Annotated in this window: 9 protein-coding genes and 1 riboswitch; all 9 genes read right to left on the bottom strand. The window is 55.2% G+C overall.

The window, feature by feature from the left end; translation table 11 throughout:
* Positions 1-1,795: thiamine phosphate synthase (locus Q0336_RS06065; protein WP_298526658.1), on the bottom strand; the 1,795-nt coding region annotated here is incomplete at its 3' end.
* Positions 1,796-1,806: 11 nt separating this feature from the next.
* Positions 1,807-3,633, bottom strand: a complete 1,827-nt coding sequence (thiC, locus tag Q0336_RS06060; protein ID WP_298526656.1) for a phosphomethylpyrimidine synthase ThiC — start codon at positions 3,631-3,633, stop codon at positions 1,807-1,809.
* Between the two features lie 46 nt (positions 3,634-3,679).
* The gene (gene thiS / locus Q0336_RS06055; RefSeq protein ID WP_298526654.1) at positions 3,680-3,883 is read right to left on the bottom strand and encodes a sulfur carrier protein ThiS; all 204 of its coding nucleotides are present in this window, start codon (positions 3,881-3,883) and stop codon (positions 3,680-3,682) included.
* 156 nt (positions 3,884-4,039) lie between these two features.
* A riboswitch (TPP riboswitch) is annotated at positions 4,040-4,151 on the bottom strand.
* A gap of 134 nt (positions 4,152-4,285) precedes the next feature.
* The gene (locus Q0336_RS06050; protein ID WP_298526652.1) at positions 4,286-5,326 is read right to left on the bottom strand and encodes a DNA/RNA non-specific endonuclease; all 1,041 of its coding nucleotides are present in this window, start codon (positions 5,324-5,326) and stop codon (positions 4,286-4,288) included.
* 481 nt (positions 5,327-5,807) lie between these two features.
* Positions 5,808-8,528: a pyruvate, phosphate dikinase gene (ppdK, locus tag Q0336_RS06045; protein ID WP_298526650.1), complete on the bottom strand. Its 2,721-nt coding sequence runs from the start codon at positions 8,526-8,528 to the stop codon at positions 5,808-5,810.
* A 558-nt stretch (positions 8,529-9,086) separates the two neighbouring features.
* Positions 9,087-11,675 (bottom strand): Smr/MutS family protein, encoded by a 2,589-nt coding sequence (locus Q0336_RS06040; protein WP_298526648.1) that lies wholly within the window; start codon positions 11,673-11,675, stop codon positions 9,087-9,089.
* A gap of 82 nt (positions 11,676-11,757) precedes the next feature.
* Positions 11,758-12,339, bottom strand: coding sequence for a flavin reductase family protein (locus tag Q0336_RS06035; RefSeq protein ID WP_297192516.1), 582 nt, complete (start codon positions 12,337-12,339; stop codon positions 11,758-11,760).
* Positions 12,336-12,803 carry an aspartate carbamoyltransferase regulatory subunit gene (locus Q0336_RS06030; protein WP_298526637.1) on the bottom strand — a complete coding sequence of 156 codons (468 nt, stop codon included), beginning with the start codon at positions 12,801-12,803 and terminating at the stop codon, positions 12,336-12,338. The genes Q0336_RS06035 and Q0336_RS06030 overlap by 4 nt, the downstream gene beginning before the upstream one ends.
* Positions 12,804-12,830: 27 nt before the next feature.
* Complete coding sequence (gene pyrB, locus Q0336_RS06025; protein WP_298526635.1) at positions 12,831-13,745, bottom strand: aspartate carbamoyltransferase; 915 nt, start codon at positions 13,743-13,745, stop codon at positions 12,831-12,833.
* Positions 13,746-14,061: the final 316 nt, after the last annotated feature.

Below are 14,061 nucleotides of genomic sequence, written 5' to 3'. Positions count from 1 at the left end.
AGTCATGGAGCTTGAGTCGTTGGTAGCCTTCTAGGCCAAGCACTGGAGCAAGCTTCTCCTTAGTCTTAGTGAAGCGGAAAGGACCTAGACCTATATAGTCTACGGGCTGTGATCTTGCCTCATCTAGATCCTCTAGGCTATTGCAGGTACGGCCAATCAGCACCGAAGGACCTAGGATCTGACGAGCAAGGGTAGGGGACATATCTTCCTTGCCTAAGTGCACCCCATCTGCAGAGATCTCTTCGGCGATGTCTACGTGGTCATTGATGATGAGTGGAACTCTGAAGCTACGGCAGATAGCTTGTAGGTCACGAGCCGTCTCAAGGATAGCCTCCCGTGGACTTCCCTTCATCCGTAGCTGGACAAGATCCGCTAGCCCCAGTCGAAGGACACGCTCTGTCTGCTCGAGGATCTCTGTGTTTGTCCTACCGTGGGTGATGAACATCCGTCGTCCTAGATGCACTTGTCCCTTCTCTTCGGGAAGCATACCCCCGCGACGGTAGCACCCAACGGCTCGCTGTGCCTTTCCCATAGCTTGACCGAGTTCTTCCCCACGAGCAAGCGCCACGGCGAGCTGTGCTGCGTAGAGACAGCCCGTACCATGGCGATCTTCTCCCATAGATAAGGTTGTGCGCTGGATTGATTCCCCATCGGGGAGGTAGGCTATATCGGTGATCTCCCCGCTCGTAGCTAGGGCGGACTTACAGAGGAGTATTGTGTCGGAGCATCGGGCGACCTCTTGAGGTGGCATTCCCCCGAAGAGTACTTCCCGTTCGTAAGCATTGGGGAGAAGAAGGTCGACCTCACTTATAGCCTGATGTAGCGACTCAGGTGTGCTGTCGGAGAGGAGCGTGTAGCCTGAGCTAGTCCTTAGTATAGGATCCCACGCGATCAAGCAGGTGGGGAAGAAGCGGCGAATATGTTTGGTGATCGTGAGGACTTGTCCGAGTGAGGTAGCAAGACCAATTTTAGCGACCTCTGGAGAGGCTTGCTGGGAGAGCGCCTCCAGCTGCCCCACGAGATCCTCTTCACTGACGGAGGTACATCCGTAGAAGGAATGAGCATCCTGCCTCGTCAGTGCCGTAGCTACCGTATAGCACCGAGCACCAAGACGCTCGGCATGGCGAGCATCAGCCGTGATCCCCGCCTCTGCTGTAGGGTCAAGTCCGCCACAGAAGAGCACCCTTGGCTGGTACATGCGATGGAGAGCTCCCTCTAGCTCGTGAAGCCTTAGTCCTTCCCAATAGCCTAAGCTCGCTACCGCCGAGAAGCCTAGCCGAAGGAAGAAGTTAGCGTTCTCTGGGAGAATACCGCCCAGAGCGATGAGGGGGAAGGTATACGATCGGCAGAGATCTATTAGCGTCTCTTCCGACCAAGCTCTTGTAGCTCCGTAGCCCACCTTGCTTATGCTCGGAGCCACGGGGCTTAGGTAGGCATAGCTAGGAGCGAAGGGGAGTGCCTCAAGTTCCTCTTGGCTGTGGCAACTTACTCCAATAAGCTGGTCGGATCGAAGACCCTTAGGACGCTGAGAGAGTCCCCTCCAGTCTGAGACAGAGAGGTGCACTCCTCCCAAACTATATTCGCAAGCTAAGTCGACGTGATGAGATACGACACATCGCCTCCTCAGCTCCCGAGGGATTGCTTGAAGGAGCTCTATAAGTGCCTCCCGTGTCGCATTAGGCTTACGTATATGCACTCGGCATATCCCGAGGCGGAGGAGATGAGCTATCCATATCGCCTCTTCCGCCCCCCTAAGTTCGGGGGGGGGGATGACGATGATCTGATGAGGTTGCATAGGAGATGGTCTTACTCTTCCCTTTGACAGCATCCTCCCTCAGAGGTATGAGCGATCCCTTGTATCCTTTGTGGAGCGCTAGGAGACTGCCCTGCCAAGAGTGTCTGACGGAAGGTGCGGTTAGCACGCATCGAGCAGAAGTGCTCTCCGCACATGGAGCAGAAGTGCTTCTCCTTGTGTATCTCTTCGGGGAGCGTCTGGTCATGAAGCTCCATGGCTCGCTCTGGGTCTAGGGCTAGATGGAACTGATCCCGCCATCTGAACTCAAAGCGTGCCTTGCTCATCGCATGATCACGAAGGTAGGCTGTGGGGTGTCCCTTTGCTAGGTCGGTCGCATGAGCTGCTAGCTTGTAGGTGACGACACCCTCACGTACATCATCACGCTCGGGGAGTCCGAGGTGCTCCTTGCGTGTCACATAGCAGAGCATGGCTGTACCGTGATGCCCGATGATGGAGGCTCCTATGGCTCCTGTGATATGGTCGTAGCCTGCGCCTATGTCTGAGACCAGAGGCCCGAGGGTATAGAATGGTGCTTCGTCGCAGTCGAGGAGCTCCCGAGTCATGTTCTCTGGGATGAGCTGCATCGGGATATGCCCTGGTCCCTCGATCATCACTTGCACATGATATTTTGCTGCTATCCTATTGAGCTCACCAAGTGTCTTGAGTTCGGCCATCTGGGCGGCATCGTTGGCATCATGGATACATCCAGGACGCAAGCCATCCCCGAGGGAGAGGGAGACATCATAGCGGGCTGCTATCTGGCAGATCTCTTCAAAGTGCTCGTAGAGGAAGCTCTCCTTGTCCTTCTCTGTGCACCAGCCTGCCATGATCGCTCCTCCACGGCTGACGATGCCCGTCAGACGGTGTAGCGTCAGAGGGATATGTTCCTTCCTAAGTCCAGCATGGATGGTGAAGTAGTCTACCCCTTGCTCTGCCTGCTCGATGAGGGTGTCTCGGTAGATCTCCCAAGTCAGATCAGAGACACGCCCACGTACCTTTTCTAAGGCTTGGTAAAGAGGGACGGTACCGATGGGCACGGGACTATTGCGGATGATCCACTCTCGTGTCTCATGGATATGCCTTCCTGTCGAGAGATCCATGACAGTATCAGCTCCCCAACGAGTAGCCCATACCGCTTTCTCTACTTCTTCGGCTATACTGCTGGTGATGGCAGAGTTCCCGATGTTAGCATTGACCTTACAGAGGAAGTTACGTCCGATGATCATCGGCTCCATCTCTGGATGATTGATGTTCGCTGGGATAATCGCTCGTCCTTGGGCGATCTCATTGCGGACGAACTCAGGAGTAACTACATCGGGTAGGACGGCACCCATAGCATCGCCTCGGAGGGCGAAGCGCTCACGGGCTTCCTCGATAAGCTGATTCTCTCGGATAGCGACGTACTCCATCTCCTCGGTGATGATCCCTTGGGAGGCATAGTAGCGCTGAGTCACACAGCCCTCTCGGGCGGCAAGAGGCTGGGTAGATATATGTCGATAGCGTAGACCATCAAGGGCATGATCGGAGAGGCGATCTTGAGCATACGTACTCCCTAAAGCTTCTTGTCGAAGGGTGTCGCCTCGTCGCCCTATCCATGGGGTTCGCAGACGAGGGAGTCCCTTCTCTAGATCGACTACATATGCAGGATCGGTATAGGGCCCTCCAGTATCGTAGACGACAACGGGAGCATTGGGAGTACGGCTTCCATCCTCATGGATGGTATCGGATAGGGGGATCCTGCGCATCCCTACACGGAGGTCTGGGAATAGCTTGCCTGAGACGTAGATCTTCTCGGAGCCCATCATAGGGCCATGGGTCACGACTTCGTTGATTTTCATTGATAGATAGTGTTTGATCGTTGGGTATGAGGGGGTACTAGACAGGCTATCCTCCGAAGGTCGGGAGGATGAGGAGGACATCATCGCCGTCCTGGAGCTGGGTATGCTCAAGGGTAGAGCGTGTGATGATCTGAGCGTTGATGGCTACAGCTGAGCGTGGGGGCAACTCTCGCCCTAGATGGGCAAGGGCTTCGGTCAAGGTACAGGGGGAGGGGAGGAGGGTAGGCTCTCCATTGATCTGGATCTTCATCGGATTATTCTTCCTTCATGGTGCTATATGATATGCGAAGAGAAAGCACGAGCTAACTCTTAGTCCAGAGAGCCTAGACCATGAGGGAGGAGGCGATGAGCGCATACACCATCGCCAAGCAAGATAAACGGAAGATACAAGAGGATAAGCGGCGAGACTTCGCCATCACTCTCTGCCTACGCCAGCATTATCTGGATCAGGTCTTCGGGTATAATCTCAGCTCAGCTCAGGACTTATCGTCTCTGTGCCAGCACCCCTTCGAGTTGCTCACGACAAAGGTAAGCCTTTTCCCCAGATCTCCAAGGGGAAAGGTCAATAAAAGACCTCCGACACCATGAGCCCCATCTGGTGGGTACTACATGGTGTCGGAGGTAGTGTACTGTTGGCTAAATGGAGAGGGTACTATTTACTCCACCAGATGCGTCGTGCTTCGGGAGTCTTGGGATCAACCTTCTCAACACGCTTCTCCACTTTATCGGGGAGGTGATAGAAGAAGTCTAATCCCGTGAACTTCTCAAGCTCTTGGACGGAGAGGGTCATGTCCTCGATGTGCTCACTCCTACCATAGTTGCGATGCTCAGTGAGGAAGGCTATAGCATGGTAGGAGCTACCCTTCTTCATCAGTACTGCCATCCAGAAGTAGCGAGGGATGACGACCTTGCCTGCAAGGCGCTTTTCTTCGATCTGATCCTCTCGGATCGTAGCACCCTTGGCTACATAGAGCTTGTCGCAGAAGTTGCGGTCACGTCCCCACTGTTGGACTTTGTTCTCTAGGCGATGCCAGACCCCTGCATTGTGCGACTGGAGCTGTGGGCTCATGTTGGTGTAGTAGAAGGTCTGTTCATTGGCCTCACGAGAGTAAATCCTATCCTCAGAGGCGACGAGATGTCCTCGGCTATAGCCGCTATGACGGAAGAAGGCCGAGGTGTCATAAGCCTTGGGGACCTTAGGATCCCAGCTCCAAGCATTGGTGCGTGAGATGCTGTCTCTCGAAGTCACCTCATCGAAGGAGAAGGCGACCCAGCGGGCATGGAGCTTATGGACGTCGTACTCCAGCGAGTAGTTCACGACTCCCGAGGCATGGTGCGTGATGAAGTAATTCTGCGCTCCTCCGGCAAGACGTGGGAGCTCCAGGAGGGTCGTATCGCCAAAGATCAGTTCCTCCGAGATGCTATCTAGTCTCTGTGTAGGCGGTAAGGAGTCGGTGGGTCGCCTAGCCCCGATGGGCTTCGACCCAGGGGGAAGGATCGAGTCGGTGGCAAGGCTATCCCGTCCCTTAGTATGGCGGGAGGTAGTGGTAGATGTGCCGGTAGTGACCCTTCTCGTCTTCGTCGAGGTCTGCGACCGATCCTGACGGGGCTGAGGGATGCGATTAGGCTGGTAGCTACAGCCAAAGGAAGCCACCAGAAGTCCAAAGGCAAGGGTGGTAATTAGCTTTTTCATGTGCGTGTGGTGTTTAGGAAGTGAATAAGCTTACTTCAAAGGTAAGAATTTTCTAGGGATGACTTACAGAGGAGAAAGGGTAATCCTCCTATAACGTAGCTCTCGGACTCGTAGGTACATAAAAGAAGCCTAACCCTAAGGGAGCTCAGCTCCTCTTAGCGCTAGGCTTCGACCGTTTAAGAGCTCGTCTGCTTCACAGCCTAAAGGTCACTCATATCCTTCTCACGAGGGTGCAGAGTCATCGCTGTGATGGTGACGAGAAATGGTACTCTCTCCTCTGATGCACTTAGGCATCCATAGGAGGTCTTATTCTTCTCTGCAAAGGTAATGATAATCCTCTGACTCTACCTAATTGTGGGGAGAAAAAATAGGGATGGCATACCTACTTATTCCGATCCTCCGCGGGTGGATAGAGCAAGAGCCCTCCCTCGGCTGAGTGTAGCGGGGAAGGGCTCTTGACTAAGAGGAGAGGCTTATGCTCCTATTCGATAGCTGCCTGGGCTGCTGCTAGGCGAGCGATAGGCACACGGAAGGGGGAGCAACTGACGTAGTTCAGCCCGATGCTGTGGCAGAACTTCACCGAGCGAGGATCACCACCGTGCTCACCACAGATACCGCAGGGGAGATCTGGGCGGGTAGCACGTCCACGCTCTACGGCCATCTTGATCAGCTGACCTACACCCTCCTGATCGAGCTCCTGGAAGGGGTCGACACTGAGGATCTTCTTGTCGAGATAGACGGGCAGGAAGCCTGCGATATCATCTCGGCTGTAGCCGAAGGTCATCTGCGTCAAGTCGTTCGTACCGAAGCTGAAGTACTGGGCATGCTTAGCGATCAGATCGGCGGTGAGTGCTGCTCGAGGGATCTCGATCATCGTACCGACATGGAAGTCGATCTCTACACCTTCTTCGGCGAAGAGCTCACGTGCGGTATCACGGATGACCTTCTCCTGCTCGTCGAACTCATTGACGATACCGATCAGCGGAACCATAATCTCTGGTCGTGGGTCGTAGCCCTCCTTCTTCAGCTGGATAGCAGCCGATAGGACGGCTCGTGTCTGCATGACCGTGATCTCAGGGTAAGTGTTCCCTAGGCGGCAACCACGATGACCGAGCATGGGGTTGTGCTCACTGAGCGAATTGACACGACGTGCCACTTCTTCTACCGATATACCCATCTCATCGGCCATGATCTGCTGACCAGCGAGATCGTGGGGGACGAACTCATGGAGAGGGGGGTCAAGGAGACGAACGTTCACGGGGCATCCATCCATAGACTTGAGGATGCCATAGAAGTCTTCCTTCTGGTAAGGTAGGAGCTTGGCAAGAGCCTTCTCACGTCCTTCCTTCGAGTCAGCAAGGATCATCTCACGCATGGCCTTGATCTTCTCGTTCTCGAAGAACATGTGCTCCGTACGGCACAGACCGATACCGACAGCACCGAAGGAGCGAGCTATAGTAGCATCGTGTGGTGTATCGGCATTCGTGCGGACGACGAGCTTGGAGTACTTCTCACAGAGCTTCATCAGATCAGCGAAGTCACCCGTGAGCTCTGCGGGCTGCGTATCTACCTGACCGAGGTAGACTTCCCCTGTGCTCCCGTTGAGCGATAGGTAGTCACCTTCCTTGAGTACGACCCCATCAATCTCTACGGTGCGACGCTTGTAGTCGATATTGAGAGCACCTGCACCTGAGACACAGCACTTACCCATACCACGAGCTACGACGGCTGCATGGGAGGTCATCCCACCACGAGCGGTGAGGATCCCTTCGGCAGCAGACATACCTGCGAGGTCTTCGGGAGAAGTCTCGATGCGTACCATGATCACACGGCGGCCTTCTTCATGCCAGCGGGTAGCGTCATCGGCGAAGAAGACGATCTGCCCTGATGCAGCCCCAGGAGAGGCTGGGAGCCCACTGGTGAGGACCTTAGCTTGCTTACGAGCTGCGGGGTCGAAGACGGGGTGCAGGAGCTCATCTAGCTTGTGAGGCTCGCAGCGCATGAGAGCGGTCTTCTCATCGATGACTCCATCACGCAGCAGATCCATAGCGATCTTGACCATGGCGGTACCTGTGCGCTTCCCGTTGCGGGTCTGGAGGAACCATAGCTTTCCTTCCTGGACCGTGAACTCCATGTCCTGCATATCTCGATAGTGATCCTCGAGCTTCTGCTGGATAGCATTGAGCTGGGCATAGATCTCGGGCATTGTTTCCTCCATGGAGAGGTATCGGGTCGAACGTACAGACTCCTCGACGCACTGCTGCTCAGCCCAGCTAAGTGAGCCAGCCTTAGTGATCTGTCGTGGGGTACGGATCCCTGCTACGACATCTTCTCCCTGAGCATTGACGAGATACTCCCCGTTGAAGACATTCTCGCCAGTGGCTGCATTACGGCTGAAGCAGACCCCAGTGGCTGAAGTGTCGCCCATGTTACCGAAGACCATAGCCTGCACATTGACGGCAGTACCCCATTCGGCGGGGATGCCTTCCATCTTGCGGTAGAGGATGGCTCGTTCGTTCATCCAGCTATCGAAGACAGCGCAGATAGCTCCCCAGAGCTGCTCCATAGGATCGGAGGGGAAGTCCTTGCCCGTACGACGCTTGATTTCTTGCTTGAAGAGGACGACGAGGCTCTTGAGTTCGTCGACATTCAGTTCATTATCTAGATGTACACCACGCTGTGCTTTGACCCGATCGATGATTTCTTCGAAGGGGGCTACATCCTCTTTGCTCTCAGGCTTCATGCCGAGGACGACATCCCCGTACATCTGGACAAAGCGGCGGTAGCTATCATAGGCGAAGCGCTCATTGCCAGTCTTCTTGGCGAGCCCTTCGACGACGGTATCATTAAGACCAAGGTTAAGGATGGTATCCATCATCCCTGGCATCGAGGCACGAGCCCCTGAGCGCACGGAGACGAGGAGCGGGTTGGAGGGATCGCCGAAGGTAGATCCCATGAGCCCCTCGATATGATGGACCGCCTGCATGACTTCTTCGGTGAGGAGGGAGATGAGTGTTTCTTTGCCCCGAGAGAAGTACTCGTTGCAAGTCTCCGTCGTGATCGTAAAGCCTGGGGGGACGGGCACACCGATGAGGTTCATTTCTGCCAGATTAGCCCCTTTACCTCCGAGGAGATTCTTCATTTCCGCTTTACCCTCAGCAAGGCCGTTCCCGAAGGTATAGACTCTTTTGTTGTCTCTCATTGTTAGCGTAGTTTAATGCGTTGGTTATACATTGACATGAGCAAATGTATTGATTATTCCGATAGCTTGTTCCGCTTGGTAAGGCTTGGCGATTTAATATAGTTTTTAAGGAAGTATATACGGGAAGGTAAGGCTCGTAATCTTCTCTTTTTAAGAAGTTTAATGATGTCTTAGAGGAGAGGTTGATCAAGCTTCAGTTTGTGGGTAAATGAGCGGGAGAGGGGTGATTTCTACCTCGCTTTGCTTGGGGGATGCTACATGGAGAGCTGGAGGTGACTTTGGTAGAGCATCGAGGGAGTGCAAGTATCCTCAGCCGAAAGGGTCAATAGAGATCTTACCTAAGCATCCCATTCATAGGTCATCAGAGGGAGGCATACATGGGTCGCTCAAGTACCCCATGAATGGGTCGTCTCGGTGACCCATTCATGGGGTGCAAAAATCCCCTTTATGCTAGGGGCTTCCTTCGTCATCATGACGCAGGTAGCCACCCTTGTATAAAGGGGAGTATGGGGTAGCCTTAGCTTATGAGCTTGGGGCATCCCCTAAGAAGGTGTGAGGCTAAGCCATCTCGACGACGGTGATCCCAGCACCTCCGAAGCGGACATCTTCATCGTGGAAGTGCTCGACCCCAGAGACACCACTGAGGTAGGTGCGTATCGACTCACGTAGGGCACCCGTTCCTGTACCATGCAGGATACGTACTTGGTTGACTCCAAGCTGGAGAGCCTCGTCGATGAAGTAGGCTACGGCATCCACGGCCTCTGAGGCACGGAAGCCACGTACGTCGATCTCCTGACGGAAGCTGAGTCGCTTCTGGTGGATTTGGTCGATGATCCCCGATGAGCGTACGGCTTGTGCTGGGGTGGTCTTCCGAAGGTGGCGCTGTGCTTCAGCGGATGATACCCCATGGAGACGCTTCAGAGGGATTGTTGTCTTCAGAGCTCCAAGGGCTACACTAGCCTCTCGGTCAGAGATGGAGAGGATCGTGCCTAGTGCCTTCTGTCCCTCGATGCGAACGACACTACCGACCTCGAGTGGGGCATGCCCCTGCATCTCCGAGGTACTGGTCGCTGAGGCTTCGGTGCGGAGCTTGAGGGTAGGTGTCTCCTTCCCCTTAGTCTTGCGCTCTGCGTGGCGCTGTCGTCGGGCTAGGAGACGCTCTACCTCCCGCTGGGTCTTCTTTGCTTGTGCTAGAGCCTCTGCTTCAGCCTCGGCTGAGAGTTCCTCCTTGTAGTCCGCTAGCCTCTGACGTATCGAGCGGGTCTCGTCCTTAGCCGCCTCGGCCTCTCGGATCTCACGGATGGTACGTTCGATCTCGGCATTTGCCTCTTGGATGATGCGCTGAGCCTCCTTCTTAGCCTCTTGGATGATACGCTTGCGCTCGGTAGCAATTTGGCTCATCCCCTCGGCATATTTGCTTGAAGCCTCTTGCAGGATCTTCTCTTCCTGTCGGATGCTTTGGCGCTTCGTCTCCCAGTAGCGTTTATCTCGGATGACATCCTGCAGGTACTTGTCCATGTCGATGTAGTCGGAGCCTACCTCCTCACGCACCTCTTGGATCACCTCTTCGGGCAAACCTATCTTACGCGCGATCTCTATGGCGAAGGAGCTCCCTGGACGACCGATGGAGAGCTTGAAGAGCGGACGCATCTCGTGGCGGTCGTAGAGCATAGCCCCGTTGATGAGCCCAGCATGATCCTCGGCGTAGGTCTTGAGATTCTGGTAGTGCGTCGTGATCACTCCGAAGCATCCCGCATCATTGAAGCGGTGGAGGAGTGCCTGCGCTATCGCTCCGCCGATGGTAGGCTCAGTGCCTCCACCGAACTCATCGATGAGAAGTAGGCTCCGTGAGCCTCCCTCCTTGACGAAGTGCTTCATGTTCCTCAGATGCGAGCTATAGGTACTGAGGTCATCCTCGATGGACTGCTCGTCACCGATGTCGATATAGAGACGATCAAAGATCCCTACGGACGAGTGATCGGCCATCGGCACGGGGATCCCACACTGCACAAGGTACTGCAGAAGCCCGACGGTCTTGAGGCAGACGGACTTCCCCCCTGCATTAGGCCCCGATATCAGAAGGATGCGAGCCTCGGGGGCTTGTAGTCGTATATCCAGAGGGACGATGCTTCGGTCCTGAGCTCGGAGCGAACGGAGCAGGAGGGGATGCTTAGCTCCCCACCATTCGAGGGTAGGCTGGTCAGAGATGCGAGGGCATATCCCCCCGACATCACCCGCCCAGCGTGCTTTGGCTCGGACAAAATCATAGTGTCCGAGGAGCGCATAGGCACCGAGCAGATGCGGGATATTGGGGCGCAGACGACTCGCTACCTCTGTAAGGATGCGGATCACCTCACGACGCTCTTCGCTCTCCAGCTCTCGGATATGGTTGTTGGCCTCGACAAGCTCCACGGGCTCGATGAATACGGTCTTCCCCGTGGCGGATTCGTCATGGATGATCCCTCGGAGCTTACGCTTGTGCATCGGGCTCATGGGGATCACGAGGCGACCATCACGTAGTGTCGGCTGCGTGTCTGGCTCTACCCAGCCCTCCTGACGAGCTGTGGAGAGGATGCGCTGGAGCATACCCGAGAGGCCGCGCTCTGTCTCACGGATCGACTGGCGTATGCGTAGGAGTTCACGGGAGGCATTATCACGGAGCTTCCCCTCCTCGGTGAGTAGGGAGCGTAGGTGGCTCTCGATCTTGGGGAAGGATGGAGTACCCTCCAGAAGTAGGGCGAGGCGAGGGTAGGTGTAAGCGAAGGTCTCCTCGGCTCGCTCCCCCGAGGCATGCTCCTCTAGGAAGAAGTGCTGTAGACTATGCAGGGTCTCCAGCATACGCAGGAGGTCTAGGAGCTCTTCCTCCTCGATGTACGTGCCTTGAGGACGGATGCGGCGAAGCACCTCGCTACAGTCGACGAGGGCCAGAGAGGGGAGGACGGACTCTCCAGAGAGGATGGTGATCATCTCTCGAGATTCATCCTGTGCTCGGGCGATCTCTGTCGTGTCGCACGAAGCCTCTAGGCGCTGCATCTCCTCTTGCCCTAAAGTGGAGGTGCAGTAGCCCTCGAGGATGTGTCTGACCTCAGTATAGCCGATCTTCTCGGAGAAGTTATGTGGGTAAACGTCTAGTTTGCTGCTGTTCATTCAGGTCAAGATAAGGGGCAGGTCGGCGGTGCGATCTGCCCCATAGCTATGTCTTAGTATAATAGGGGAGAGGAGTCGGGGACTAGCGTCGCTTGGTCTTCTTCTTGCGTACCGACCAGCCGAAGTGTCCTATGTATTCTCCTAGGCCGAAGTATTCGCCGTGGGCATAGACGAGTAGTCCTGCCCGCTTCATGTCGAAAGCTCCCGTCTCGGGATCAATATACTGCTCATCGGCACGTACGCCTACGACCTCGGCGAGGAAGAGATCATGACTCCCCAGCGGGGTGACCTCACGCACGCGACATTCGAGACTGATGGGTGACTCCTCGATGAGTGGTACTCCGAGCGTGGAGCCTGCCTCCTTGGTGAAGCCACAGGCTTCGAACTTGTCCATCTTCCGCCCCGATACGACACCGCACCAGTCTGTCTCACGTGCCATAGAGACGGTAGAGAGGTTGATCCCAAAGGCTCCATGCTGCTGGATGAGATCGTGTGAGTAGCGCTCGGGACGAATGCCGACGACGCACATCGGGGGATTGGTACACACGGTGCTCACCCACGAGGCGGTGAGGATATTCGCCTCGCCATCCTCCATCGACCCGCAGCTGATGAGTACGGCGGGTAGGGGATAGATGAGCGTCCCCGGCTTCCAGTCTACCCTCATAGGAGTTCGGCCTCCTCTGCTCTAGTCTTGCGCCCGCAGTAGTGGCACTCGAGGACAGCCTTCCCTCCCTTGGCCTCTTCGGCTGAGATATGGAAGAAGGTCTGCATAGGCTCAGCGTTGGTGATGCACTTAGGATTGGAGCAGCGTACGAGCCCATGGATCTCGGAGGGGAGGCTGACCTTACGCTTCTCGATGACCTGATAGTCACGGATCACATTGAGGTGCACATTAGGAGCAAGGAGGGCTATCTTGTCGATCTCTTCGGCGGAAACGAAGTGGTCTGCCATCTTGATAATGCCCTTGCGCTCTTGGCGGGCACTTAGGAGGTTGTTCCCGATCGTCACAGGAGTCGTCAGCTCATCTAGATGGAGGAGGGCTACGATCTGAAAGAGCTTCTCTGCTGGGATATGGTCTAGGACGATCCCATCACGGATCGCCTCGACGAGCATCTTATCTTTATTCATGAGTCTCTAGGTAAGGGGCAGTGTGAACTAGTCGTCGATCTCTATGCCCAGGACTTCGCAGAGGATGGACTGGCGGACATACAGTCCTCCCTGAGCCTGCTCTACATAGTAAGCCTGTGGGGTATCGTCCACATCTAGGGCGATCTCATTGACACGGGGGAGCGGATGGAGGATGCGCAGGTTCTCCCGACAGCCTTCGAGCATGGAGGCGGTGAGGACGTAGACATTCTTCACACGTTCATACTCCTCGAGGTCGATGAAGCGCTCACGCTGTACGCGCGTCATGTAGAGGATATCTACGCTGCGGATCACCTCGGGGGTGAAGTCGGTCGTCTCCGTAAATGGGATCCCAGCCTGCCGACAGAAGTCCTTGCACTCCTCGGGCATGCTTAGCTCGGGAGGAGAGACGAAGATGAAGCGAGGTCGGAAGGGAGCCATCCCGACGATGAGGGAGTGTACTGTGCGCCCGTACTTCAGATCCCCGACGAGGGCGATGGTCTTGTCATAGAGACTGCCCTGCGTCTTGCGGATGGCATAGAGGTCAAGGAGCGTCTGCGAAGGGTGCTGGTTAGCTCCATCCCCAGCATTGATGATCGGTGCACGATTAAGCTCCGAGGCATAGAGAGCTGCCCCCTCCAGATAGTGGCGCATGACGATGGCATCGGCATAGTTCCCTACCATAGATATGGTATCCTTGAGGGATTCGCCCTTGGAGGAGCTGGAGGTAGAGGCATCAGAGAAGCCAATGACACGACCTCCAAGACGATTGACAGCCGTCTCAAAGCTCAGACGAGTACGTGTTGATGGCTCGAAGAACAAGGTGGCGATGACACGCCCCTCAAGAAGCTTACGGTTGGGATTCTGCTCGAAGAGAGCGGCTCGATCTAGGAGATGTAGGATCTCTTCAGAGGAGAGTTGGTTGATCGATACTAAGTGCTTCATATCACTGGAAGAGGGTCTATAGGCACCATGCAGCTGGCATTGCCTAGAACAAAGATAGTGAGATTATGACGAAGCAAGAATGGGCTCTTACATGCCTCGAAGAAGTCACCCATTCATGGGTGACTGAGGTGACCCATACATGGGTAGCTCGAGTACCCCATGAATGGGTCTCTTTGGTGTGCTATGAATGGGTACTTGGATGCTCTACGACGGGTCACTGGACCTACTATAAATAGGGTAGTGCAGCCCCTAGCTATATGGGCTCTCCAAACTATGTGCTTACCATGAATAAGAAGTACTGAGGGGGAGTCCAATG

The sequence above is a fragment of the uncultured Porphyromonas sp. genome (genome assembly GCF_938039215.1).
Lineage (GTDB): Bacteria > Bacteroidota > Bacteroidia > Bacteroidales > Porphyromonadaceae > Porphyromonas.
This window is presented reverse-complemented; position numbering and strand designations above follow the sequence as displayed.